The following is a 24,289-nucleotide window of genomic DNA, read 5'->3' on the forward strand; positions in this document are numbered from 1 at the left end:
CTCTCAACGCTCAGCGAAGTGTCGGATGCCGGCGAGGCAGAACGCGACGACATGCTGCCGCTCGGCCCGGGACGGGGTCGTCTCATAGGTCAGGTGATGGCGCATGACCGCCGTGACGAGGCCGTAGATCGCCGTGGAGTGGAGCTCGGCCAGGGACTTGTCGGTCGGCTGCGGCGACATCGCGGCCACCGGCTCGTGCAGGAGGCTCACCAGACGGTGGACGGACTCCTGCTGCTGCGCGGCGTACGTGCGGTCCAGTCGCCCCTGGTCGACGAAGAACGGCCGGGTGCGGTGCGCCGCCGCAGGCGCGATCACCTGAGCGAGCATGCCGTCGATCCACGCCTTCACCTTCTCCTCCGCCGTCGGGGCCTTGGCCAGCCTCGACGTGAGGTACTCCGCGAGCTGACGGCGGCCGTCGTCCAACAGCAGGACGAGCAGCTCGTCCTTGGAGTCGAAGTGTCGGTAGAAGATCGGGGTCGAGATGCCTGCTTCGCTCAGGATGGCGCGGAGGGACGGGTCCGTGGAGTCGGTGGCCTCGATGACCTTGTAGGCCGCCTCCACGATGTTCGCCACCTCGTCCGTGTAGCGCTCCCGCCGCTCGTTCAGCCCGCTCTCGACCTTCTCGGAGAGCAGCGACTTGGCCACTCGAGGTTCCTTCGCCATGCCGGCATCGTACGCGAAATGTCGCATTTGAAAACACTGCTTCCAAGATTCGAGTCACTGTATTAGGGTGGCGCTCTCCAGAGGAGGGTGGTGTGGGATGCGGCGTGAGGTCGTCTTGACCGGCATCGGTGGTCAGGGGATCCAGTTGTCGGCACAGCTGATGGCTCGCAGTGCTTTGGCTTCGGGTCTGTTCGTGCAGGTGTTCGGCAGCTACGGAGGGATGATGCGCGGGGGCAACACGGAGGCGACGGTGGTCGTGTCCGATGAGCCCGTGGTCGCTCCGCCCACGGTCGAGCGGGCGTGGTCGGGCATCGTGATGCATCACGACTACTCCGAAGCCACGCTGGCGCGGCTGCGACCCGACTCGTTCGTGGTGGTGGACTCGACGGTGTTCGAGGGCGAGCTTCCCCAGGACCTTCGCCGGGTGAGCCGGGTGCCGGCCACCGCGTTGGCGATCGAGGTCGGGCGCAAGCAGGTGGCGTGCACGGTGCTCCTGGGTGCGTTCGCCGCGATCACCGAGCTGGTGCCGTTGGAGTCGCTGGTCGGGGCGCTCCCCGCTGCCCTCCCGGCCTACCGTGGCAAGCTGACCGAGCTCAACCGGGAGGCGCTCGAGGTCGGCTTCCGGGCCGGGTCGGACATCGCCCGCCGAGATGCCGTCGACGGCGCGTCCCGAGTGGCGGTGCCGTGACGATGGCGACCATTCGTTCTACGGGCACGGTCGTCATCGATGTTGACGCGTGCAAGGGCTGCGATCTGTGTGTTGCGGCATGTCCGGTCGACGTGCTCGTGATGACCACCGACGAGGTCAATGTCCGCGGGTATCCGTACCCGCAGCTCCTTCCGGGCTGCGTGGGGTGCAAGGCCTGCTCGCAGATCTGCCCTGACTTCGTCTTCCAGGTCTACCGGTTCGAGACGCCGGTCGAGCACGAGGTGAGTGATCCACCGCCGGAGTCGTCGTTGGAGTCGTCGGAAGGAGTGCAGTGAGCGTGGCGCAGGTGGCATCGAGTGGGTCGTCGGCGAGCGAGTCGGCGGCCGAGCCGGAGTTCCTGGAGGGTTCGGAGGCCATCGCGCGGGCGATGATCAGCGCCGGGTGTCGGTTCTTCGCCGGTTACCCGATGACGCCGTTCACCGAGGTCCTCGAGGCCATGGCCAAGCACCTGCCGGCGCAGGGTGGGAGCTGCGTGAACGCCGAGAGCGAGCTCGAGGCGGTCGGGATGGCGTGGGGCGCCGCGGCGACCGGTACGCCGGCGGCGACCGGGTCGACCGGGCAGGGCCTGTCCCTGATGCAGGAGTCGCTCGCGGAGATCACCTACGCACGGCTCCCGCTGGTCGTGCTCAACATGGCCCGCGCCCAGGGCGACTACTTCCAGGCCACGCGCGGTGGTGGACACGGCGACTACCGGCACATCGTGCTGGCCCCCAAGGACGTCACCGAGGCGGTGTACCTGGTCCAGGAGGCATTCCACCTGGCGGCGATCTGGCGCAACCCGGTCCTGGTGATGGGTGACTACTACATCGCGCACACCTGGCAGTCGGTCTCGACCGCGCGCATCGACTTCGGGCCGGAGCCCGATCGGAGCTGGGCGCTGGACGGGGCGACGGGCGGGACCGGCAAGGCCAAGCTGATCTCCCCCATCGCCGACACCAAGCGCGGCGACGACGTCGGCTACGACCTCGCCGAGTTCTACGGCCGGCGTGGCGCCGAGCTCGACGTGATGGGCCGCGAGGTCCAGCCGCGCGCCGAGACCGGGTTCCTCGAGGGTGCCGACCTGGTGGTCGTCGCCTATGGCACGGTGGCGCAGTACGTCCGCGAGGCGGTCGCCAACCTGCGCGCCGACGGGGCGAAGGTCGGCTACATCCGACCGATCACCCTCTACCCCTTCCCCACCGAGGTGCTGCGCAATGCCGCGAGCAGCGCGAAGGCGTTCGCCGTCTACGAGAACAACCGCGGCCAGATGATCGAGGACGTGATGCTGTCGGTCATGGAGAGAGCCGACGTCCGCTTCATCGGGGGCCTCAGCGTCGACTCCTCCGGATTCGGCATCGCACCCGACCTGGACGTCACCTCGGTCCGCGCCCGGATCCAGACGACCCTCGAGGAGATCTCGTGACCACCCGCTCCCTCCCCATCATCGAGTCGACCAGCGCCCCGACCCAGGCCGCCAAGCTGGTCGACGACTTCACCCCGGGACTCATCAACCAAGGAGCACACCACCTCTGCCCGGGCTGCGGCGAGCCGATCGCGATGCGCCTCATCATGGAGGCCGTCGAGGAGCTCGAGCTCGCCCAGAAGACGATTGCGATCTTCGGCATCGGCTGCTACACCGCCTACTCCAACAACCTCGACGTCGAGGTCCTCCAAGCCCTCCACGGCCGCGCACCATCGCTCGCGACCGGAGTCAAGCGCTCCCTGCCCGACTCCCTGGTCCTCACCGTCCAGGGGGACGGCGACATGGTCAACGAAGGTCTCCAAGAGGTCCTGCACACCATGGCACGAGGCGAATCCGTCACCTGCTTCCTCCTCAACAACGGCGTCTTCGGCGAGACCGGAGGGCACATGACCGCAGCCACCGTCCTCGGGCAACGCACGAAGAACTCCCTCGAGGGCCGCACCGCCCAAGAGCACGGCTACCCCATCGTCATCAGCGACCTGATCGCCCGCCTCGACGGCGCCGCGTACGTCGCCCGCGGCGCGGTCAACACCCACACGAACGTCGCCCGCACCAAGAAGATGGTCAAGGAGGCACTCGCCGTCCAAACCGCCGGACTCGGTGGCTCGTTCGTCGAGATCCTCACCATGTGCCCCACCGGCTGGTTCGTCGACACCCTCGACGCACCCGACTACCTCAACGACAACATCGAGCCCATCCACCGGTTCGGCGTCGTGCTCGACCGCAGCAACGACTCCGGCCACAACGGTGCCCACTGATGAGCAAGGTCACCTACGAGGTCGTCGACCGCGTCGCACGCCTGACGCTCAATCGGCCCGAGGTCCACAACGCCCAGGACCCGGAGCTGCTCGTCGAGCTCGACCGGGCCTGGACCCGTGCCGCCCAGGACGACGACGTCGTCGTGATCCTCGTGCGCGCCAACGGCCGGCACTTCTCGGCCGGCCACGACATCGCCTCGCCCGCCGACAAGTACCTGATCGAGGGCAAGGGCCCGGTCGAGACCGGCTACCGCTGGGAGCAGGAGCACTACCTCGGCTTCAGCCGACGCTGGCGCGACGTCCACAAGCCCTCCATCGCGGCCGTCCAGGGAGCCTGCATCGCCGGCGCGCTGAACGTGATCTGGCCCTGCGACCTCATCGTGGCCGCCGAAGACGCCTACTTCAGCGACCCCGTCGTGCTCTTCGGCATCTGCGGCGTCGAGTACCACGCCCACACCTGGGAGCTCGGCGCCCGCAAGGCCAAGGAGATGCTCTTCACCGGCCGGCGCATCAGTGCCCACGAAGCCCACGACGCCGGCATGGTCAACCACGTGGTCCCCACCGACGACCTCGACGCCCGCAGCATGGAGCTCGCCACGACGATCGCCGCCATGGATCCTTGGGCCCTCGCCCAGGCCAAGCGAGCCGTCAACCAGACCCTCGACGTCTCCGGCCAGTACGCCGCGCTCCAGGCCGGATTCGACATCCACTGGACCGGACACGCCAACGCCCTGCTTCGCACCGGTCAGCCGCTCCTCGGCGGCGTGCAGGACGTCAAGGAGCACGACCAAGCTCGACAGGAATCCTGAAAATCTGTGTACTCTGTCACAGAAACGTAGATACTGCAACCAAAATTAGTGTTTTCAGATTGAAAGGAAAGGTCATGGAGAAGGCCCTGGGAAACGTGGGTAGCAACCTGCTGTTCGAGAACGATCGTGTGGCCGTGTGGGACATGCGGCTTGCTCCCGGCCAGAAGGAGCCGATCCACGAGCACAAGCGTGACTACCTGATGATTCAGATCCACGGTGACCGCGTGGCCGCGGACTTCGAACCGGAGTGCCAGGGCGCGTGGGCCGAGTACGCCGGCCAGCGACTCGAGGCGGACGTGATCCCGGGCAACGTCCTCTACTCCGAGCGCGGGGGCGTCGAGGCGGCCGTGAACACCGGCGAGAAGGAGTTCTACGAGATCATCGTGGAGCTCAAGGACTGAGCCGTAGCCGGTCGAGCCTGTGAGGCGGGCCCGGAGGAGCGAGTGTCGCTCCCCCCGGGCCCGTTCTCGTGGTGCGGGCGAGCAACGCCGGTTCGCCGGCACCTGACCGGCGGCCCGATACGACACCGCAGTCAGAGCTCGTCCGGACGTGCGCGCGGGCGGCTGCGCGCGCCATGGCCGTCCGGGGATCCGGCGAGCCGCAGGGCAGCGGCTGCCGGCAGCCTGACGCCGCGGCCGTGGCCTAGGCCGACAGGTAGGAGGAGACGACGTCCTCGGAGCCGAGTACGTCGGCCGAGGAGCCGCGCAGGACGACCTCGCCCGCCCTCAGCACGATCGCGTCGGAACAGATGCGGGTGGCCACCTGGAGGTTCTGCTCGACCACGACGAGCGAGGTGCGTGCGGAGACCGTGATCAGGGCCTCCGCCACGGTCTCGGTCATCAGCGGCGAGAGGCCGAGGGACGGCTCGTCGACCATCATCACGTTGGGCGCGCCGAGGAGCCCGCGCCCGACGGCGACCATCTGGGCCTCGCCGCCGGACAGGGCGTAGCCCGAGCGCCGGCGAAGCGGCCGCAGCGGCGGGAAGAGGTCGTACACGTCGTCGATCGCATACTCGGCCGACCTGCTCCCGCGGGCGATCAGGCCCATCAGGAGGTTCTCGTGAACACTGAGGCTCGGGAAGACCCGACGACCCTCGGGCACGTGGATCAGCCCGGCTCGGGTGACGCGTTCGGCCGGGAGCCTGGTGATGTCCTCGCCGGCGAGGTGCACCTGGCCGGTGGAGGGAACCAGCCGGCTGAGCGCCGACAGCACCGAGCTCTTGCCGGCCCCGTTGGCGCCGAGCAACGCGAGCGACCCCGCCTCGGCCAGCTCGAAGGACACTCCCCGCACGGCGTGCGTGCTGCCGTAGTGGACCTCGAGCGAGTCAACTCTCAGCATCGACGGGTCCTCCCAGGTAGGCACGGATCACGGCAGGGTCGGCGAGCACCTCGCCGGGGGGACCGTCGGCGACGACGGTCCCGGTGTCGAGGACCGTCACCCGATGGCACAGGCTGGTGATGAGCCCCATCTTGTGGTCGACCAGCACCATCGGGAGGTCGCGGTTGATCGTGCGCAGCAGCCCACCCAGGTGCTCGGTCTCGCTGTCGTTGAGGCCGGCGCTCGGCTCGTCGAGCAGCACGAGCCGGGGTTGGGCGACCATGGCGCGGGCGAGGTCGACGAGGCGGCGCTGGCCGTAGCTCAGGGACTCGGCCGGCGCGGCGGCGACGTCGGCCAGCCCCAACATCTCCAGGGTCTCCATCGCCTCGCGGCACCGGGACCGCTCCAGCCGCCACATCGCACGGCGCCGGAACCAGGCCCCGGCGACGCCGACGAGGCCCTGCTCGTGACTGCCCACCACGACGTTCTCGAGCGCGCTGAGCTCGGGGTAGGTCTGGGGGACCTGGAACACGCGCGCGATGCCGTTGCGCCGGGCGGCCGCCGGGCTGCCCAGTGGCATCGGCCGGCCGTCGATGCGGACCTTGCCGGACGCCGCGACGACACCGCACAAGGCGTTGAGCAGCGTGCTCTTGCCGCTGCCGTTCGGCCCGATCAGGCCGAGCAGCTCCCCCTCGTCGAGGTGCGCGTCGACGCCGTCGACGGCCCGGACTCCGCCGTAGTGAACGCTGACGCCCTCAGCCCGCAACATCCGTACTCCTTCGACCCCGTCGCAGCCGACGGGAGAGGTAGCGCCAGACCCGCTCCACCCCGCCGGCAATCCCGCTGGGAGCTGCCACGATGCAGATCAGCAGGAGTGCGCCGTAGACGACCTCGGAGTACTGCTCGAGGCCGGTCAGGGTGGTGGGGAGGAACACATAGACACCGGCGCCGATCACCGGGCCCCAGATCGACCCGGTGCCGCCGAGCATGACCATCAGGAGGATCCCGATGGCCAGGTCCGGCCCGTAGCTGGTCAGGGCGACGGAACCCTGCCAGTGAGCGAGGATCGCGCCGGACAGCCCACCCAGGGCCGAGCCGAGGGCGAGGAACATGATCGGGGTGGTCCGGACCGATACGCCCGAGAGCGCGGAGACCAGCGGGTTGGTCCGTGCGGCGAGCGCGGTACGACGCGCCGGCGACCGTTCAATCAGCGCGGCAGCGACCATGCAGACGGTCAGCACGGCGAGGATCAGCCAGAACACGTCCTGATCGGAGAGGAACACCCGATCCCCGATCGTCGGTGGCGCCAGCCCGAACTGGGTGCCGTGCTGGCCGCCGATCCAGTCGTTGTTCTGAACGTAGACCGACCCGAGCTGGACGAAGGCGAACGTGCCCAGCGCGAAGTAGAACTCGCCGCAGCCCCGGAGGACCCACCCGAGCGCGGCGCCGAGTGCCGCCGTCGTCGCGACAGCGACGACGACCCCCCAGAGGAACGACCGCTCGCCGCCCTGGGTCACAGCCGCGGAGACGAAGCCTCCGAGGCCCATCAGGAACGCCTGGGAGAAGGCGAACTTCCCACCCAGGCAGAACATCCAGTAGAAGCCCAGCGCGGCGATGGAGTAGAGCAGCCACACGTTGACCTGGTAGGCGTCCGAGCGACTGGTCGCCATGGCGGGCAGCGCGAACGCGGCGACGACGGCCATCAACAGGACGAGGCTCACGCGGCGCCGGCGGTAGTGCTCGACCTCCACCGGCGCGGTGGCGGCCGTGGGACGCAGCCGGGCGGGGAACGCGATCCGGGAACTCACAGTCTCGACCTCTCCATCGAGAACAGGCCGCTCGGGCGCACCGCCAGCACCGCCAGGAGGAGCACAGCGCCCAGGACGCTGGAGTAGCCCACCAGGAAGTAGCCGCCGACCAGCGCCTGCAGCAGGCCGATCACGAACGATGCGATCACGACGCCACGCAGACTGCCGAAGCCACCGAGGATCGCCGCCGCGAAGGCGGTGATCATCAGGTTGAAGCCGAAGGTGAGGTCCACGGCGCCGATGGGAGCGATCAGCAGACCGCCCAATCCGGCCAGGACGGCCGAGGCGACGAAGCTGATACGCGCGGCCGCGCGCACGCGCACGCCCATCAGCCGGGTGGTCGTCGGATCGTCGGCGAGCGCGCGGAGCTGACGACCGAACGAGGTGCGGGTGAACAGCAGTCCCACCAGGCAGACCGCGATCCCGGAGACCACCACGATGAGGATCCGGTGGCCGGCGATGGGCGCGCCGCCGATGTGGACGACCGCGTCGCCGACCGGACTCGGCAGCGCTCGCGGCGTCGAGCCCTGCCAGATGCCGATGACCCCACGCAGGATGATCGCCGCTGCGAGCGTCCCCATCACCGCCACGAGCGCGGGTTGGTTGCGCAGGGGCTCGTAGGCCAGGGCCTCCAGCACCAGCCCGACGACGGCCATCAGGGCCAGCGTGACCAGGAACGACGGGATCGTCGGCAGGCCCAGATCGACGGTCGTCCAGATGCCCACGTAGGCACCGAGCGTCACCAGGTCGCCGTTGGCGAAGTTGACGATTCCGGTGGCGTTGTAGAGCACCAGAAAGCCGAGGGCCACCAGCGTCAGCACGGCGCCGTACGCGATGCCGCTGGCGGTGAGGGCGATGAACTTGTCCACCGCCCTCACCCCGCCACGGGTTCGCCGGACGCGAACCTCGTCCGCACCTGCGTCACTCCCCCGCGACCGGCAGTTCGGGCACCTGGATCGTCGACACCGTCTCGGAGGAACCGTCGGCGTGGAACCGCGCGATGTTGACCTCGTGGTTCAGGATGTGTGAGCCATCCGCCTGGTAGCCACTCGAGCAGACGATGCCGTCCTCCGGGGCGACGCTGATCTCGGCCAGGGCCTCGTTCACGTCGGCGCCCGCATCGCTGCCGGCCTCCTCGATGGCCTTCTTGGCGACGTACACCGCGTCGTAGGCCTGGGCGGCGAGGTTGGTCGCCGATGCGTCGTACTTCTCCTGATAGGCGGCGGCGAAGTCCTGCAGCGCCGCGCTCTCGGTGCCACCCGGGTTGCAGGGCAGCGCACTGTAGAAGTTGGCGATCGCCTTGCCGGTGGCGAGCCCGGCGTTCACGACGATCGGGCCGGAGGCACCGGTCATGGTCGGGATGGTCAGACCGTTCTCGACGAACTGCTTCAGCTGGACGGCGAGCGGGTTGGGATAGCCCCAGTTCAGCACGCCGTCGGCGTCCTTCATGGCGAGGACCTGCTGGGTCAGGTCGGTCGCCGTGGGGTCGTAGGTGACGGTGCCCACCGAGGTGGCGCCCAGCTCGTCGAGGGCCGCCTCGCTCGACTCGATCTGCCCGAGGCCGAAGGCCTCGTTGGTCCCCATCAGCCCGAGTGAGGTGAGGCCGAGGTCCTCGGTCATGAACTCCACCGCGGCCAGGCTGGTTCCCTGACCGGAGCCGTTCAGCGCCCAGCTGAACTCGCTGCCCTGGTTGCCGAAGCGGACGGCGTCATCGGCCTCGTAGATGCCGATGACCGGGATCTGGGCACGATCGAGCGCGGACTTCGCCGCGACGGTCTGGCCGGACGCGAGGAACCCCACCATCGCCGCCGGCTCGTCGTTGGTCGCCTTCAGGAAGGCGGCCGTGGAGGCCTGCGGATCGAGCGGGGATGCGGGCACTCGCGTGTAGGTGACCTGGCGGCCGTCGATGCCGCCGGCCTCGTTGATCTCGTCGATCGCGAGATCGGCGCCGTTCTGGAAGTCGGACAGCCCGACCGGGCTCTCCCCCTCGATCTCCCACAGGAACGCAAGGCGGACGTCGTCCTGGGCCTTGCTGCCCTCGTCGCTTCCGTCCGCACCGCTGCACGCGGCGAGAAGGATGACGGCAGCGGTCGCCGCCGATGCGGCGATCAGAGGTCGTGACGTGAACAAGAGTCCTCCTAGGAAGCTGCGCATGACCGCACCGCGAGCCCTCGCCCCGAGCATCACGATCCGGGTGCGGAGTCAGCGCCTGTGGTGTCGGTCACGCGAGCCTAGAGCGCAGTTCGCCCGTTGTAAAGCAGTGTTTTGTATTTGACGATCGCCGCATTGTGATCGGCTCCGATCCGGCCCGCGGACAACTCGGGGCGGCCGAACCCGACGGCAGCGGTGTGCCCGTCGGCGCGGGCAGAAGCAGCTCAGGTGAAGCTCACCGAGACGGCGTCCGAGACGGGGTGGGCCTGGCAGCCCAGGACGTAGCCACTGGCGATGTCCTCCTCGTCCAGGACGCCCGAGTGCTCCATGCGGACCTCCCCGCTGGTGATGGAGCACGCACAGGACCCGCACTCGCCGGAGCGACACGAGTAGGGGACGTCGACGCCGCGCTCGAGCAGCACCTGGACGAGGTTCTGCTGCCGCGGCCAGGTGAGCTCGAAAGTGTCCCCGCCGATGAGCACCGTGGCGAGGGCGCCGTCCGCCGTCGTCTCGGCGCGCTCGGGAACGTCCGCGGGGGCGAACGGGTCGCCCGAGATCGAGGCGAAGACCTCCTGGCGCACGTGGTCGCGGGGTATCCCAGCGGCTGCCAGGCCCGCACGGACGACGTCCATGAACCCGGCCGGGCCACAGACGAGCACCTCGTCGGCGGGGTGGCGCCGGCCGTACTCCGCGACCTGCTCGGCGCTGAGGCGTCCCGCCTCGGCCCCGATCCAGTGCTCGGCGGTGAGCCGGCCGCCCCGGGTCCGACCCAGCTCGTCGAGCGCCTCGGCGAAGATGACACCGTCGCGCCGGGCGTTGGCGTAGACGAGGGTCACGCGACCGGACCCGGCCGCGTGAGCCTCCTTGATGATCGACATCATCGGCGTGATCCCACTGCCCGCGGCGAACAGCAGCAGATCGGCGCCGAGGTCCCGCGGCGTGAACCGGCCGGCCGGTGGGAGCGCGAGGATCTCGTCTCCGACGGCGACGTGGTCACAGATCCAGTTCGAGCCGTACCCGCCCTCGGTTCGCTTGACGGTCACCTTCAGCTCGGGGTCGGTGGTCGGCGAGCTCGACAGCGAGTACGAACGGGCAGCGATCCGCTCACCGCTGCCCACTCGCAGCGTCAGGAACTGGCCCGGTCGATACGCGAATCGCGGGGCGTCGTCCCGTCCGGGCCTGAGCACGACCGACTTGGCGTCGTTCGTCTCGTCGATCACGTCGACCACCGTCAGCAGGGTGGCAGCGGCCGTCACGGCGCTCACGCGCGCGACGGGAGCTGCGACCCGGCCGCGGCGGCCTGCGCCGGCCCGTCGGCGAACCGGTCGCGCAGCTCCTGCTTCCGCGTCTTCAGCGTGGGGGTCTTCGGCAGCGAGTCGACGATCTCGACCTGCTCGGGCGCCTTGAACCACGACAGGCCCTCCTCGACGCAGAACTCACGCAGCGAGGCGACTCCGGGCACGGCCAAGCCCGGTCGCACCTGCACGACGGCGCAGATCCGCTCGCCCCGATCGGGGTCGGGGACTCCGATGACGGCGACGTCGGCGATGGCGGGGTGCGCGGAGATCACCTCCTCGATCTCCACCGGACTGAGCGACTCGCCCTTGCGGATGATCAGGTCCTTCGAGCGACCGACCAGCACCAGGTGCCCGTCCGGCCGGCTCAACCCGAGGTCGCCCGTGGAGAACCAGCCGCGCTCGTCGAAGGGAGCCACGACGTCGCCGTCGACGAGGTAGTGCTTGAACAGCATGGGCCCCCGGATCCAGACGTGGCCGGCGACGCCCGTCGGACACGGGTCACCAGCATCGTCCCGGATCTCGACCTCGCATCCCTCGACCGGCCTGCCGACGGTCGTCGCGAGCTGGTCCACGGTATCCTCGACAGTGCCACTCGTGATCATCGGGCTCTCCGTCATTCCGAACCCGTGCAAGGTCGTGATGCCGAGGACCCTCTCGACCTCGTGGTAGAGCGCCTCCGGCATCGGCGCGCCACCCCCGACCAAGGCACGCAGGCTCGGGACCAGCAGGTGCGACCTGGAGCGCTGCTCCGCCACGAACATCGCGTAGAACGGCGTGCTGCCCCCGGAGACCGTCGCGCCGTGCAGACCCAGCAGGGACATCGCCCGCGACGCCTCGAAGGTCTCCATCAGCACCGTCTTGATCCCGGCCAACAGACCGGTGATCAGCATGTCGGGACCTCCGATGTGCGCGTACGGGAACAGAATCGAGGTGACGTCGTCCGCCGTCACGCCGGCGGCGATCGTGAGTCCGAGCGCTCCCGAGATGAGTGACGCGTCCGAGTGGCAGACGCCCTTGGGCGCGGAGGTGGTGCCCGACGTCGTGTAGATCCACCGCACCTCGTCTCCACGCGACGGCGGCGGTGGGAGTCGCGAGACGTCACCGCGCGGCAACGGTCCGTCGAGCACCATGACGCGCACGGTGTCACCGGAGGCGGCGGCCAGCTCGCGTGCCATCGACCCGTGGTCGAATCCGCGGAACGTGTCCACGGTCAGCAGCCAGGCGGCCCCGCACTGTCGCAGCATTGCCCCGACCTCACGGCGCCGGTAGAGCGGAATGATCGGGTTCTGGACGACGTCGAGCCGGGCGAGCGCGAGACTCAGGATCACGGTGTCGATCCGGGTGGGCAGCTGCCAGCTGACGACCGACCCCGGCTCCACACCCGCCTCGAGCAGACCGGCGGCCACCTGCTCGGCCGTGTGCCTGACACGCGAGAACGACATGCTGCGGCCGAACTCGTCGACCAGCATGACGCCGTCGGGACTCCGGAGAGCGCGCGCTTCGAGCATCGACCACAGCACGGTCACCTCATGCAGCTCGGTCATGGCCGCTCCTCGGCGCAGCTCTCCGGTGAGGCGGGCGATCGTCGCGCCGTCCATGCGCGGTCGGCCGGCACCTCGGGGGTCAGCGTCACCGGACCGCGCCGGACGGCGCATCAGTGGCGGCGAGCTGGTCGGTGACCTCGTGCCCCTGCTCGCCGGGCGGGTAGAAGCGCCGCGCCCACCTTCGGACGTCGCGGAAACCGGCGGCCTCCGCCGTGGCCAGGCCGGGCGGCTCGGTGTAGCGCTGGTGCTCCCAGATCCGGAGGTCGGCGCGGAGCTGACCGATGGCGCTGCGCTGCCTCCTCGCCAGCATGGTCTCGTCGTCGGCCTCCTTGCTCGCCCAGGCGGAGTACCACACGACGGCGTTCTCGTCGTCCACGGGCGTGACCGCGGTCAGGCTGCAGATCCTGCCGATGCCCCAGGCATAGGAGTACGCGATGCCGACGCCGACGACGCAGGCCTCGACGCCACCGGTGACCATCTCGACCTGTCCATCGTCGAGCTGCCGCCGGAAGCGCAGCGCCAGCTCCGAACGGAACTCGTGCTCGCCGAACTCGCGGCGTACGACCTCGGGGATCTCGTCGGCGCGGTGGACGTACTTGAAGTGCGCGAAGTCGACGCCGTTCTCGATCACGTACTGGGGGTGGACCGGCAGCGGTTCGGAACGGAAGATGCCCGCGGGGTGCGCGGGGTGGTAGTCCCCGGACGAGCCCGACGCCGCGAAGAGATCGAACATGCCCGGCGCGTCGTACGTCGGCGCGCCCCGCTCGAGGTCGTGCCACAGGTAGAGCACGCCGTCACGCTCGGCTGTGTGCCAGGAGGGGACGCGTCGGGCGCGGTTGATCGAGTCCTGATACGGGATGCAGGTGTTCTTGCCCTGCGGACTCCATCGCCAGCCGTGGAACGGGCATTGGATGTCATCGCCGTGAACCGTGCCTCCATGGGCCAGGTTGGCTCCGAGGTGCTCGCAGTAGGCATCGAGGACGACGAACTCGCCGCCGTCGGTGCGATAGGCGACGAGATCTCGCCCGAAGAACCGCATCGGCACGACCTCCCCCGCGCCGATGTCCGCTGACCAACCGACCTGGAACCAGCCCGTGGGCTTCATCGACAGCGCCATCTTCGGCACCAGTACCTCCTCGGGGAGCGCATCACATCCGGCCGCAGCGGCCTCACTGTAGCCAGTGGCTACAGTGCGGTCAACGGGTCCGCAGCGCGACTGCTTGGTGCGCTTCGGAGCGCGCGATCCGAGCGGCCCGAAGCCGCATCGCGGGCCGTCACGTCGCCGGCGCCGAGGTCGCCGACCAGGGTCGAGATCGCTCCGTACCCGAGCCGGGGAGGTCAGCGGTCGGCGGGAGCTTCCTGTTCGCCATCCGGCGACCCTGGCGCCTCGACCGGTCGAGCGGCGTACACGAGAAGCTTCAGGAGCTCGATGACCTCCGTGCGCTGGTCGGCCGCGGCCGGCATGTCGGGGCCCGCGAGCGCCGTGAGATAGGGCTCGATCATGTCCCAGGAGAGGGCCATCAGCTGGACGATCGACGCGAGCACGCGCGGATCGAAGTCACCTCGGACCTGGGGAGGGCGCGGATCCGCCCACATCTCCTCGATCTGGGCACGGTAGGCACCGGAGCGGGAGTCGCCACGCATCAGGCGATCGGGCGCGGTCTTGTCGGCGATCGCCCAGACGATCATCTGTCCGAACCATCCGGAGTCGACCACGAAGGCGTTGCCGATCGCGTCGTAGATGTCGGCCTCGTCCGCGACCGCTCGACGACCGGCGACCACGAAGAGCCCCATGACCCGCGCCACGAGCTCTTCCTTCGTCCGGTAGAAGCGGTAGATCAGGCTGTAGGGCACACCGGCTTCCGTGGCGATGGCGCGGAGGGAGACCTGCGCCGGACCCCGGGCCGCGAACAGCTCCGCGGCCGCCGCCAGGATCGCCTTCCTCGGATCGGCGCGGCGCTCCTCCTCCGTGGGCAGGATCCCGCCGAACGGCGGCTCCGACCGCGTCGGCGACGGGCCATCCCGGTCGTCGGCGGGTCGCACCTCCATGATCGGCTCTCCCTGTCGTCGGGCCCGCGGCACCGGGTCCCGCCGACCCTACAACTCAGCCGCGTGTCGACCCGACGCACGACATCGCGCCCGCGGTCGGAGCCTCAGCCGTCGGCCCCCGCGAACGCCACCCGGCCTCCGTCGAGCGCCGGCCCTCGGTCGGTGTCGAGGCGGAACCGGCCGTCCTCCCACAGGAGCAGCTCGGCGGTCTCTCCCGGATAGACGGGACCGGAGAAGCGCGCTTCCACGTGCCGAAGAGCGACGGGGTCCGCGCCCTCGTGCTCGGCGATCGCGAGGAGCGTGGTCGACAGGGTGGCGAGCCCGTGCAGGATCGGACGCGGATGTCCGATCGCCCGCGCCGCCGACGGATCGATGTGAATGAGGTGACGGTCGCCCGTCAGGCGGTACAGCGCGGCGGCCCGAGGGTCGACGTGGACGGGCACCGTCGCCATCGGCGCCCCCGTCGGCTCAGGAGCTCGAGCCGGCCCGCGCTGCCCGCCGAAACCGCCCAGTCCGTCGGCGAAGATGGACCAGGTCGCCCTCAGGTACGGGCACTCGACCTCCACCTCGAACACCGCCGCCCGTCCCTTGTCCCAGACGTTCGCCACCTTCGCGTGCATCGTCGTCTCCCCCGAGGGCGGCAAGGCCTGGAGTACCTCGACGCGCTGCGCACCGTGCAGTGCGCGTCGAGGGTCGAACGCACCTGCGGAGGACAGCTGGTCCGGAGCCCATTGGGCGAGCGTCAGCGCGAAGGTCGGCAGCACCCGCAGGCACTGCTCGAACACGAGGTCCAACTGGGTCGGCCGCGCGCCGATCGCTAGGGCGAACAGGATGACATCCCGCTCCTCCCATCGCACCGGTCGGTGCCCGAGGTCGTGTCCGACCCAGCTCCCCGCGTTGCTCACCATGTCGTCGCTCCCTTCATGCAGAGCGCAACCTACCAAGCAATTGCTTGGTAGGTTGACCGGCACCCGAACCGGCGCGTCCGTGGTGCCACACCCGCGGTTCGCCGGCGAGCCGCCGTGCGCCGCACGGCGGTGAGCAACTGTGAGCAAGGAGCGTGAGCACGATGGACATCGACCCGAACCGCACGGCCGTCATCTGCGTGGAGTGCCAGAACGGCGTCATCGGCGAGTCCGCCGTGCTCCCCGCGCTCGCACAGTCGGCGGTCGGGCTGATCGCCCAGCTCCGCCCGCTCCTGACGTCGGCCCGCAGCGCCGGTGTCACCGTCGCGCACGCCGTCTACACCGGATCGCTCGGCGGTTCGGTCCACGAGCCCGCCCCCATGTGGAGAAAGCTGGGGGCGCTGTCGGACACGTGGACCGATCGTGCCCCGGAGGCACAGGTCGTACCCGCGCTCCACGACGAGAGCGACCTGCTGCTGGCTCGACACCACGGGCTGAACCCTGCCCGAGACACCGAGCTACTCCCGGTGCTGCGCGGTCGCGGCGTGGACACGGTCGTGCTGGCCGGCGTGTCGCTCAACGTAGCGCTCATCCTGCTCACCGGGGAGGCGATCCACCAAGGGTTCCGCGTCGTGATCCCACGGGACGCCGTGATCGCGACCCCGGACACCTACGGTCCGCTCATCCTCGACAACAGCCTGCGCATGCTGGCACACCTGACCACCAGCCAAGCGCTGATCGACGCCTGGTCCTAGGAACCCGGACGCGAGGTCCGTGCCATAGGTCGTGCTCCGAGCGCGTGCCCCGCACGGCGGCGGAGCGCAGGGCTACCGGGCGTATCTCAAGCTCTGCCGACGCAGCGGGGTGCCGTTCGGGTCACGGGCGGCTCAGCGCCCCATCGTCGGGCCGAGTGACCCCGCGACCGCAACCCAGGCTCACCTGGGTACGACAGGGGCGTCCGGGCTCCCCGCCAAATCCCATCCGGAGGGTCGAGAGTCGGGGACATGAAGATCATCAATCCGAAGGCGCCGGTGCGCGTCGTGGTCGGCCTGATCGTGGCCGGCTCCCTCATGGTGCTCGGCGGCGCCGGCGGCGCCGCCGCGGATCGGCTCATCACAGGCAAGCAGATCAAGGACGGCACGATCACCACGACGGACGTCAAGGACCGGACGCTCGTGGCCGCCGACCTCTCCCCGGCCGCGCAGCGGGCGCTGACGGGCCGGGTCGGGCCGGCGGGTCCCACCGGCCCGGCGGGTCCGAGCGGCCCGGTCGGAACGGCCGGCGCAACCGGTCCGGTCGGTCCCGTCGGTCCAGCCGGCCCGAGCGGCGCGGCGGGCGTGACGATCCGCAGCACGACCGCCTCCGCCGACTGGAGTGTCGACCTGAAGCGGCTGTGCCACGCGGACGAACGGGCCATCGGTGGCTACGTGCGCACTGCCTTCACCGGCGACGCCGTGCCGTTCATCAGCTTCAACTTCCCCATCAAGGCGAACTACGAGGCGATCGACGACGGTGACCCGCTCGGCCTCGGTGGGGGCTATTGGGCGGAGGCCAGGAACTTCGGGGGCGGCGGCAAGGTCATCGCCACCCTGTACGTGTTCTGCACCAAGGGCTGACCATGTCCCTGCCGCGACCGAGCACGGAGCCCGATAGGTGGACGGCGCTTCCGTCCGCGGGGTGCCCGGAAGCCCTTCTCAGTAGCAGTCCCGGTGGGCCACGTGGTCGTCCACCATCTCCAGGAAGGCCAGCGCGGCCGGCGCTGCCGCGACGTTGCGGTTGCGGGCGAGCGACAGCGTCCAGGGCGCCGCCGGTGGGTCGAGGTCGACCGCGACGACAGCGGCCCCGGCCTCGGTGGCCAGCGGCGGCACCAGGGCCACGCCGATCCCGGCCTCCACGTAGGCCGGGATCGTGCCGATCTCACTGACCTCGACGGCGATGTTGCGGGTCACGCCGGCGCGCAGGAAGTCGCTGTCGGAGCGGACCCGGTTGCAGAACGTCGGCGGTAGATCGATGAACGTCTCATCGCCGAGGGTCGCCGGGTCGACCGCCTCGCTGCCTGCCAGCGGATGGTCCACCGACACCAGGAGTCGTGGCTGGAAGGTGACGATCGGCTCGAGGTGAATGTCGGGGACGTGCGATGCCTGGACGCCGACGATCGCCACGTCCAGGTCGCGCTCGCGGAGACGACGGAGCAGGCCCTCCGACCCCGCGGCGTCGACGCTCAGCGACAGGCGAACCCCGGGATAGCGAGCCCGAAAGCTCGTCAGCAGGCCGCGCAGGTCGATGGCGGTGAGTCCGGAGAGCGTGCCGACCCGGAGGCGTCCGGTGAGACCTCGGCGCGAGCCGTCCACCGACGCCCGAGCGGCCTCGAGTGCGTCGAGGGCGTGACGTGCCTCGGGCAGCAGTGCCCGCCCGGCGTCCGTGAGCTCGACCCGGGTCGTGCTGCGCACGAACAGCGGCGTGCCGAGGGTTCGCTCGAGGACCTGGATGCTCGCCGAGACGGTCGACTGCACGGCGTGGGTGCGTCGGGCGGCCCGGGTGAAGCTCAGCTCCTCGGCGACCGCCACGAAGAACTCGAGCTGGCGCTGATCCACGGACCGAGCATAGGGCGTGTCATCGCCATTGGCGATCACCGTGATCGAATCTCTTCGCTTCTATCGATGGCTTGGCTGGTCGACACTGACGGGGACCACTTCCGAGACCTCAGGAGCACCATGCACGTCTTCCTCACCGGTTCCACCGGCTACATCGGGTCGGCCGTCCTGACCGCGCTGCTCGAGGCGGGCCACACGGTCACCGCGCTCGTGCGGAACGAGGACGCAGCGGCGTCCGTCGGCCGGCGCGGCGCCACGGCGCTCATCGGAGACATGCGGAGCCACGACATCGTCGGGCGGGCCGCGTCGCGCGTCGATGCCGTGATCGCCACGGCGCTGCCCGGCGATGCGACCGCGGGTCAGGCGGACGCCGACTTCGTCGACGCCGTGCTCGACGGCCTGTCCCCCGGGAGGACCCTCATCCGAACCGGTGGCGTGTGGGTACACGGCAGCGGCGCGCAGATCACCGAGTCGTCGGTCATCGACCCTCCCGACCTGGTGTCCTGGCGTGCCGACCTCGACGAGCGCGCCCTGAAGGCGAGGTCGGTGCGGTCCCTGCTCGTCGAGCCCGGCGTCGTCTACGGGCGAGGCGGGGGCATCCCCCATCTGCTGGCCTCCGCCGCGCAGACGGAGGAGGACGGGCCGGCGCTGGTCCTGGTCGGCGACGGCACCCAGCACTGGACCACCGTCCACGTCGACGACCTGGCCGGCCTGTACGTGCTGGCGCTCACCCACGGTGACGCGGGCTCGCGATTCCTGGGGGTGAGCGGTGAGAATCCGACGGTCCGAGAGCTCGGCGTGGCCGCCAGCCACCGTCGCGGGCTCCAGGGCCGGGTCGCACCGGAGGCACCGGCCGACACCGTCGCTCGCCTCGGAGCGTTCGGAGAGGCCCTCCTCCTGGACCAGCAGGCGTCGGGCGAGCTCGCGCGGCGGACGTTGGGCTGGACTCCGGTCCAGAGGTCGCTGGTCGAGGAGCTGGCTGCGGGCGGGTACGACCCGCGGTGACGGCGACCGCGCACGGCCGACCGGCAAGGTCGACCCGCTCCGCGAGCGTCGATCTGCGCCGTACCTACCACGAGCCGCGGGCGAAGAGGCTCTGGAGTCGCGGGGGCCGGTCTCGGGCGATGAGGGCGAGGGTCAGCGAGTGCCGCAGGTCCTCCAGGATCTCCCGGGAGCTCTCGTCACCCACGAGGTTGTGCTGCTCGTCCGGATCGGCGCGGAGGTCGAACAGCTGCTGTCCGCCGTCCCCGTAGAGGGTGTAGCGGTGCGAGCTGGTGCGCAGGGTGCGGGCGAAGCCGGACAGGTCGTTGGTCCAGTGGGAGCCGTAGCTCTCGATGAGCACGGCCGCACGACCGGTGGTGGTCGCGTCGCCGGCCAGCGACCGTCCGTGTAGGGGCGACGGCTCGTGGGTGACCCGGCAGCCGGACCGGTCGAAGGTCGGCACGCCCGGCGGGTCGACGTCGCACCATTCGAGGATGGTCGGTGCGAGGTCGGTCAGCTCCGCCAACCGGTCGTCGGTCGCTCCCGTCGCGACGTCGGGACCGGCCACGACCAGCGGCACTCGGATGCAGGCGTCGTAGTGACGCTGCCACTTGCCGAGCAGGCCGTGGTCGTAGAGCAGCTCGCCGTGGTCGCTCGTGAAGACGACGTAGGTGTTGTCCAGCCGTCCGGCATCGACCAGGGCCTGCCGGACCCGTCCGATCTCGTGATCGAGATGGACGAGGTCGGCGAAGTAGATGAGCCGGGCGTTGCGGGCGATGTCGTCGTAGTCCCCCGTCGGTCCGTGGTCCTCCCTGATCGCGTGGGGGGCGTGCGGGTCCCGGCGCCACTCCGCCGGAACGGGCTCGGGGATGGCCGATTCGTCGACCTCGCCGAGCAGGGCCTCCGGTGCGCAGAAGGGGTTGTGTGGCTGGACGTACCCGATCTGGCTGAAGAACGGCTGTCCGTCCGGCAGCTCATCCAGGAAGTCGAGGAAGCGGTCGGTGATCCAGGTGCTCTGGGAGACCTGCGCAGGGAAGGGAAGGACGTAGGCCTCCGGGGTGTCCCACGGGCGGTCCTCGGTGGTCCAGCTCCAGTCGCGTTGCGCAGTCTCGATCTCGTCGCGGAGAGCGGCACCCTCGGCCGTGTACAGGGCCGGATGCATCGTCATCCAGACGGTCGCGCACGCTGCGCGGTAGTGCTCCGGGTGCTCCGTGCGCACCCAGTCCAGCCAGTTCCCGATCCGGACGTCCTCGGTGATGTCCGTGTGATCGAACCCGTACACGTGGCAGTCGGGGTCGTACGTCTCGAGATCCGGCTGCAGGTGGAGCTTCCCGTGCACGCTCGTGCGCCAGCCGGCCTGCTGGAGCTGGCCCATGAACGTCGGGATCGACGGGTCGAGGCGGTACCCGCACTCGACGACGCCATGGGTCGCCGCCGGCAGGCCCGTCGCGAGCGACGCGCGCGCCGGACTGCAGACCGGGTTGGGCGTGAAGGTGTTGGGGAAGGTCGTGCCGTTGTCGCGGAGCCACGCCAGGTTGGGCAGCGGCGCGGCGCCGGCGAGGGCGACTTCGAGCCACTTGGCGGCGAGCTGGTCGACGAGGATCAGGACGACGTTCGGTGGAGCCTGCGACGAGGACACACGGGATCCTTGGAGATGGGGAACGGCGCTTGCCGGACCGTGACGGGTTCAGTAGGTGCCGGCGGTGAACATGAACCGGCGCAGCAGCGTGCGGCCGACGAGCTTCCAGAGCCGGTCGGCGACGAAGCCGAGGGCGCCCAGGAAGAGGATGCCGACGAAGATCTGGTCGGTGCGGAAGTAGATCCGCGAGTTCCAGATCAGGTATCCCAGGCCGCTCTGGGTGGCCAGCGCCTCTGCTGCCACGATGACGAGGAACGCGTTCGCCAGTGCGAGCCTCATGCCGGTGAAGATGTGCGGCACGGTCGCCGGGATCGTGACCGTCGTGAGCGTGGCGATCCTGCTGGCACCCACGCACCTGGCCGCGCTGAGCTTGTCGGCCGGCACCGCCGCCGCTCCGGCGGCCGTGTTGACGGTGACGATGAACCCGGCGGCGTACGCGACCAGGTAGACCTTGGACGACTCGCCGATCCCGAACCAGAGGATGAAGAGGGAGGTGAGCGCGATCGCCGGGATGAATCGGAAGAAGTGGATGAACGGGTCGATGACCGATCGTCCGACCGGGGAGATTCCGGCGATCAGGCCGAGCGGTACGGCGATCGCGCAGCCGAGGATCCAGCCCAGCGCGATGCGGCGCAGGCTGATGCCGATGGCCGGCAGGAGCGTCCCGTCCTGCCACAGCTCGTGGGCGGCCCGCACGGTCTGCGCCGGGCCCGGGAGAAGCGTCGGGTCGGAGCCCCTCGATGCCAGGGCCCACCCGCCGATGAAGGCCGCCACCGCCAGGGCGGAGACGCCTACCCGCGTCCGTCGTCGCTCCATACCTTGCTCACCTCCTCCTCGATGTCCGCTTCGATGCGGCTGGCCAGGGCGACGAACTCCGGCGCGAACTCGTCGCGCGGATAGGCGAGGCGCACGTCGTACATGGACTTGATGCCCGACTCCGGCGGCGCGCTCATCACCGCGACCCGGGTGCCGAGGAGGATCGCCTCACGGATGTCGTGCGTGACGTAGATGACCGTCCGGGGGTCGTCCCTCCACAGTCGAACGACCTCGCTCTGCAGCAGCCGGCGCGTCTGGGCGTCCAGCGCCGCGAACGGCTCGTCCATCAGGAGCACGCTCGGGTTGGCGGCGAGAACGCGCGCGATCTGGACGCGCTGCTTCATGCCGCCGGAGAGCTCGTGGGGGTACTTGTCGGCGGCCCGGGTCAGGCCCACCTTCCTCAGGTGGTCGTCGACGATCCGCGCTCGCTCCCGTCGGGGCACGTGCTGACGCCGGAGGCCGTAGCCCACGTTGTCGCGGACGGTCAGCCACTCCATCAGCGGAAGGTCGACGTTCTGGAACACCATGGCCCGGTCCGGACCGGGACCGCTGACGACACCGGCTCCGGTCTCGGTGTGACCCTCGGTCGGTGTCGCGATGCCTGCGAGCAGCCGCAGCAGCGTCGACTTGCCGCATCCGCTCGGGCCGACGAGCACGAAGAGCTCGCGGTCCCGGATCTCCAGGTCGAGGTGGCGCAGCACCCAGTCGCCGGTCTGTCGCTTGCTGAAGTTGATGCCGACGTCGTGGAACCGGATGGGCGGACCGGCGGGCGGGCCGTCCGCCCGCCGGTCGATCTCCGTGCTGCTCTCGGGCACCGTCACTCCGACCACGCGTTGACGCTCCCGGGCACGGCCTCTTCCATCGCGGCGAGGTCGAAGTACGACTCGAGGTCCCCGGTGGCATTCGTGTTGCCGGCCGACTCCAGGAACGCCTGCTGCTTCCCGAGCCAGCCGAGCTGGTCGGCGGTGAACGCCATCTCCCAGTGCTCGACCGCGCTGGCGGCCTCGATGGACGACGCGTCTCCCTTGACCGCGTCAGCGGTGATGCTCGCCGCCTCGGCCGGGCTCTCCAGCGCGAAGTCGATCGCCTTGCTGTACGCCGCGAGCAGCCGCTCCAGCACGTCCTGGTGCGATGCCGCCCACTCCTCCTTCGCCACCAGGTAGATGCCCTGGACACCCGGCGTGATCACCGAGCTGTCGTCGCCGATGATCTCGAGCTTCTTGTCCTCCTCGACCTGGGCGACCCCGTCGGCGAAGACGAATCCCCCGTCGATGTTGCTGGACTTGAGCGCCCCGACGACCTCGAAGAGACCCGGCAGGGAGACCATCTCGACGTCGTCGAGGTCCTGCCCCGCCAGGAACTCCCGGGTGAGGTACTCCTGGGCGGTTCCCGGCAGGAACCCCATCTTCTTGCCGCTGAGCTGCGCGGGGTCGGTGATCGAGCCCTGGACGGCCAGCTTGTTGAACCCGGCGGCCGGCGAGGCGACCACGCCGACGACCTTCAGGCCGTCGGACAGGGCCGTCATCATGCCGAAGTCGAGGGCCACGGCGACGTCTGCCTGGCCAGCGACCACCGCCTTGATGCCGTCGACGCCGGTCTGGTACGTCTGCGGCGACACCTCGAGGTCCTGCTCCTCGAAGTACCCCTGGTCCAGGCCGACCCACATGGGCAGCCCGACCACGAAGCTGTCGGTGGTGAATCGCACCGGGGCCGGGCCCGATGCGGACTCGGAGTCGTCGGCGGAGCCGGCGCCGCCGCACGCGGCCACGGAGAGCGAGGCAACGATCACCAGGGGCGCCAGGAGACGGCGAGGACGGAAGGGAAACGCGGGCATGGGCATGTCCTTCAGGGGTGGGATGGATGACGGGCAGATCCCGAGAGGAAGGTGAACGGACCCGGACGAGCACGTACCGGGTCGCCGGGCGAGGCCCGACGGGTCGGGCCTCAGGTACGCGCGAAGCTCAGTCGGACGCGGTCGCCCAGGTAGTGGGCGATGGTGTGGATGACGACCGCCCCGTTGGCCTCCAGCGCCTGCTGGTGGACCCGCACCAGAGGCTGTCCGTGGGGGACCCGGAACCGTTCGGCGAGGTCCGCGCTGGCCGAGACCGCGTCGAGAACGCCCTCCATGCGCGCGACCGACACCGAGGTCTGGCGGCTCAGCACGTCCAGGACCGTGACGTCGAGCTCGTGGAGGGGCTCGAGGTCGACCGGGCGGCCCTTGAGGGTCGCGGGCACCCAGTCCTGGAGCAGGATCGCCGGTGCCCCGTCGATGGAGAAGAGCCGCTCGAGCTGCCAGGCCTTGCCGCCGGACTCCAGGCGCAGGATGGTCGCCAGGTCCGACGGAGGCTCGACCAGCTCGGCGGTGGCCGTGCTCAGCTCTCCCTGCCGTCCGGCGTCGGCGATGACGTCGCGGATGGGCTTGATCGAGAGCAGGTTGAGGACCACCTGGCTGCTGGGCTCGCGGACGATGGTCCCGACGCCCCAGCGCCGTTCGACGATCCCGTCGAGGACCAGCTGGGCCAACGCCTCACGGACCGTGTTGCGGCTGACGCCGAGGCGAGCAGCCAGGTCCTTCTCGTTCGGCAGCTGGGTGCCGGCAGCGAACTCCTGCGAGATCAGCTCGCGCAGTTCCTCGGCGGTTGCGCTGGCGATCGGCCGGTAGCGCGCCACGTCGACTCCTAGTAGGTTGGAGGAATGGAGGTCCAACCTCTATAGGTTCGATGATGAACGGCAACGCTGTCAATGGTCAGCGTGGAACGAATTCCGAGGAAGGCCGACGGCCCCCT

The 24,289-nt window shown here is 69.9% G+C and carries 26 protein-coding genes; 9 read left to right on the plus strand and 17 right to left on the minus strand.

From position 1 onward, the window contains the following. Positions 1-3: 3 nt before the first annotated feature. Positions 4-663 (minus strand): TetR/AcrR family transcriptional regulator, encoded by a 660-nt coding sequence (locus tag KM427_RS17630; protein WP_183593510.1) that lies wholly within the window; start codon positions 661-663, stop codon positions 4-6. Between the two features lie 97 nt (positions 664-760). Between KM427_RS17630 and KM427_RS17635 the strand changes: the two genes are divergently transcribed. The 6 genes from KM427_RS17635 to KM427_RS17660 all read left to right on the plus strand — a co-directional run bounded on the left by KM427_RS17635 (position 761) and on the right by KM427_RS17660 (position 4,802). After that, entirely contained in the window at positions 761-1,351 is a 591-nt protein-coding gene (locus KM427_RS17635) for a 2-oxoacid:ferredoxin oxidoreductase subunit gamma family protein (protein ID WP_215524749.1), read from the plus strand. Between the two features lie 2 nt (positions 1,352-1,353). After that, positions 1,354-1,647: a 4Fe-4S dicluster domain-containing protein gene (locus KM427_RS17640; protein ID WP_183593883.1), complete on the plus strand. Its 294-nt coding sequence runs from the start codon at positions 1,354-1,356 to the stop codon at positions 1,645-1,647. Positions 1,648-1,649: 2 nt separating this feature from the next. After that, positions 1,650-2,774 carry a thiamine pyrophosphate-binding protein gene (locus KM427_RS17645; RefSeq protein ID WP_215524750.1) on the plus strand — a complete coding sequence of 375 codons (1,125 nt, stop codon included), beginning with the start codon at positions 1,650-1,652 and terminating at the stop codon, positions 2,772-2,774. Beyond that, a complete protein-coding gene (locus KM427_RS17650; RefSeq protein ID WP_215524751.1) occupies positions 2,771-3,592 on the plus strand; it encodes a thiamine pyrophosphate-dependent enzyme in 822 nt (273 codons plus the stop codon). The genes KM427_RS17645 and KM427_RS17650 overlap by 4 nt, the downstream gene beginning before the upstream one ends. Further along, the gene (locus tag KM427_RS17655; RefSeq protein ID WP_215524752.1) at positions 3,592-4,401 is read left to right on the plus strand and encodes an enoyl-CoA hydratase; all 810 of its coding nucleotides are present in this window, start codon (positions 3,592-3,594) and stop codon (positions 4,399-4,401) included. Before KM427_RS17650 ends, KM427_RS17655 begins: the two co-directional genes overlap by 1 nt. 74 nt (positions 4,402-4,475) lie before the next feature. Continuing rightward, the gene (locus KM427_RS17660) at positions 4,476-4,802 is read left to right on the plus strand and encodes a cupin domain-containing protein (protein WP_183593507.1); all 327 of its coding nucleotides are present in this window, start codon (positions 4,476-4,478) and stop codon (positions 4,800-4,802) included. Between the two features lie 241 nt (positions 4,803-5,043). Here KM427_RS17660 and KM427_RS17665 read toward each other — a convergent pair whose 3' ends face one another. The 10 genes from KM427_RS17665 to KM427_RS17710 form a co-directional block, all read right to left on the minus strand. Then, positions 5,044-5,739 carry an ABC transporter ATP-binding protein gene (locus KM427_RS17665; protein ID WP_183593506.1) on the minus strand — a complete coding sequence of 232 codons (696 nt, stop codon included), beginning with the start codon at positions 5,737-5,739 and terminating at the stop codon, positions 5,044-5,046. Continuing rightward, complete coding sequence (locus KM427_RS17670; RefSeq protein ID WP_183593880.1) at positions 5,726-6,487, minus strand: ABC transporter ATP-binding protein; 762 nt, start codon at positions 6,485-6,487, stop codon at positions 5,726-5,728. The genes KM427_RS17665 and KM427_RS17670 overlap by 14 nt, the downstream gene beginning before the upstream one ends. Further along, positions 6,474-7,526 (minus strand): branched-chain amino acid ABC transporter permease, encoded by a 1,053-nt coding sequence (locus KM427_RS17675; RefSeq protein ID WP_183593505.1) that lies wholly within the window; start codon positions 7,524-7,526, stop codon positions 6,474-6,476. Before KM427_RS17675 ends, KM427_RS17670 begins: the two co-directional genes overlap by 14 nt. Continuing rightward, positions 7,523-8,395 carry a branched-chain amino acid ABC transporter permease gene (locus KM427_RS17680; RefSeq protein WP_183593504.1) on the minus strand — a complete coding sequence of 291 codons (873 nt, stop codon included), beginning with the start codon at positions 8,393-8,395 and terminating at the stop codon, positions 7,523-7,525. Before KM427_RS17680 ends, KM427_RS17675 begins: the two co-directional genes overlap by 4 nt. Positions 8,396-8,447: 52 nt before the next feature. Next, a complete protein-coding gene (locus tag KM427_RS17685) occupies positions 8,448-9,656 on the minus strand; it encodes an ABC transporter substrate-binding protein (protein WP_215524753.1) in 1,209 nt (402 codons plus the stop codon). 245 nt (positions 9,657-9,901) lie between these two features. Next, positions 9,902-10,942 (minus strand): ferredoxin--NADP reductase, encoded by a 1,041-nt coding sequence (locus tag KM427_RS17690; RefSeq protein ID WP_252274616.1) that lies wholly within the window; start codon positions 10,940-10,942, stop codon positions 9,902-9,904. Further along, the gene (locus KM427_RS17695; protein ID WP_215524754.1) at positions 10,939-12,519 is read right to left on the minus strand and encodes a class I adenylate-forming enzyme family protein; all 1,581 of its coding nucleotides are present in this window, start codon (positions 12,517-12,519) and stop codon (positions 10,939-10,941) included. Before KM427_RS17695 ends, KM427_RS17690 begins: the two co-directional genes overlap by 4 nt. Positions 12,520-12,604: 85 nt before the next feature. Further along, positions 12,605-13,636, minus strand: coding sequence for a Rieske 2Fe-2S domain-containing protein (locus KM427_RS17700; RefSeq protein ID WP_252275419.1), 1,032 nt, complete (start codon positions 13,634-13,636; stop codon positions 12,605-12,607). Between the two features lie 221 nt (positions 13,637-13,857). Beyond that, a complete protein-coding gene (locus KM427_RS17705; protein ID WP_215524756.1) occupies positions 13,858-14,568 on the minus strand; it encodes a TetR/AcrR family transcriptional regulator in 711 nt (236 codons plus the stop codon). Positions 14,569-14,672: 104 nt separating this feature from the next. Then, entirely contained in the window at positions 14,673-15,539 is an 867-nt protein-coding gene (locus KM427_RS17710; RefSeq protein WP_215524757.1) for a MaoC/PaaZ C-terminal domain-containing protein, read from the minus strand. Positions 15,540-15,637: 98 nt separating this feature from the next. On the opposite strand from KM427_RS17710, the gene KM427_RS17715 reads away from it, so the two are divergent. Both KM427_RS17715 and KM427_RS17720 read left to right on the plus strand, forming a co-directional pair. Beyond that, positions 15,638-16,228 carry an isochorismatase family protein gene (locus KM427_RS17715; protein ID WP_252275421.1) on the plus strand — a complete coding sequence of 197 codons (591 nt, stop codon included), beginning with the start codon at positions 15,638-15,640 and terminating at the stop codon, positions 16,226-16,228. A gap of 249 nt (positions 16,229-16,477) precedes the next feature. Continuing rightward, a complete protein-coding gene (locus tag KM427_RS17720) occupies positions 16,478-17,089 on the plus strand; it encodes a collagen-like protein (RefSeq protein WP_215524759.1) in 612 nt (203 codons plus the stop codon). Between the two features lie 78 nt (positions 17,090-17,167). Here KM427_RS17720 and KM427_RS17725 read toward each other — a convergent pair whose 3' ends face one another. After that, positions 17,168-18,067, minus strand: coding sequence for a LysR family transcriptional regulator (locus KM427_RS17725; protein ID WP_215524760.1), 900 nt, complete (start codon positions 18,065-18,067; stop codon positions 17,168-17,170). Between the two features lie 120 nt (positions 18,068-18,187). On the opposite strand from KM427_RS17725, the gene KM427_RS17730 reads away from it, so the two are divergent. Next, entirely contained in the window at positions 18,188-19,072 is an 885-nt protein-coding gene (locus KM427_RS17730) for an NAD-dependent epimerase/dehydratase family protein (RefSeq protein ID WP_215524761.1), read from the plus strand. Between the two features lie 64 nt (positions 19,073-19,136). On the opposite strand, the gene KM427_RS17735 is transcribed toward KM427_RS17730, so the two are convergent. From KM427_RS17735 to KM427_RS17755, 5 genes are all read right to left on the minus strand, one after another. After that, complete coding sequence (locus tag KM427_RS17735) at positions 19,137-20,687, minus strand: sulfatase family protein (RefSeq protein ID WP_215524762.1); 1,551 nt, start codon at positions 20,685-20,687, stop codon at positions 19,137-19,139. 48 nt (positions 20,688-20,735) lie between these two features. Further along, positions 20,736-21,503: an ABC transporter permease gene (locus KM427_RS17740; protein WP_215524763.1), complete on the minus strand. Its 768-nt coding sequence runs from the start codon at positions 21,501-21,503 to the stop codon at positions 20,736-20,738. Continuing rightward, positions 21,479-22,333, minus strand: a complete 855-nt coding sequence (locus tag KM427_RS17745) for an ABC transporter ATP-binding protein (protein ID WP_252274619.1) — start codon at positions 22,331-22,333, stop codon at positions 21,479-21,481. The genes KM427_RS17740 and KM427_RS17745 overlap by 25 nt, the downstream gene beginning before the upstream one ends. Next, positions 22,321-23,337 carry an ABC transporter substrate-binding protein gene (locus KM427_RS17750; RefSeq protein ID WP_215524764.1) on the minus strand — a complete coding sequence of 339 codons (1,017 nt, stop codon included), beginning with the start codon at positions 23,335-23,337 and terminating at the stop codon, positions 22,321-22,323. Before KM427_RS17750 ends, KM427_RS17745 begins: the two co-directional genes overlap by 13 nt. 110 nt (positions 23,338-23,447) lie before the next feature. Further along, entirely contained in the window at positions 23,448-24,173 is a 726-nt protein-coding gene (locus KM427_RS17755; RefSeq protein WP_215524765.1) for a GntR family transcriptional regulator, read from the minus strand. Between the last annotated feature and the right edge of the window lie 116 nt (positions 24,174-24,289).

The organism is Nocardioides sp. LMS-CY (assembly GCF_018732145.1).
Classification (GTDB): Bacteria; Actinomycetota; Actinomycetes; order Propionibacteriales; family Nocardioidaceae; genus Nocardioides; species Nocardioides soli.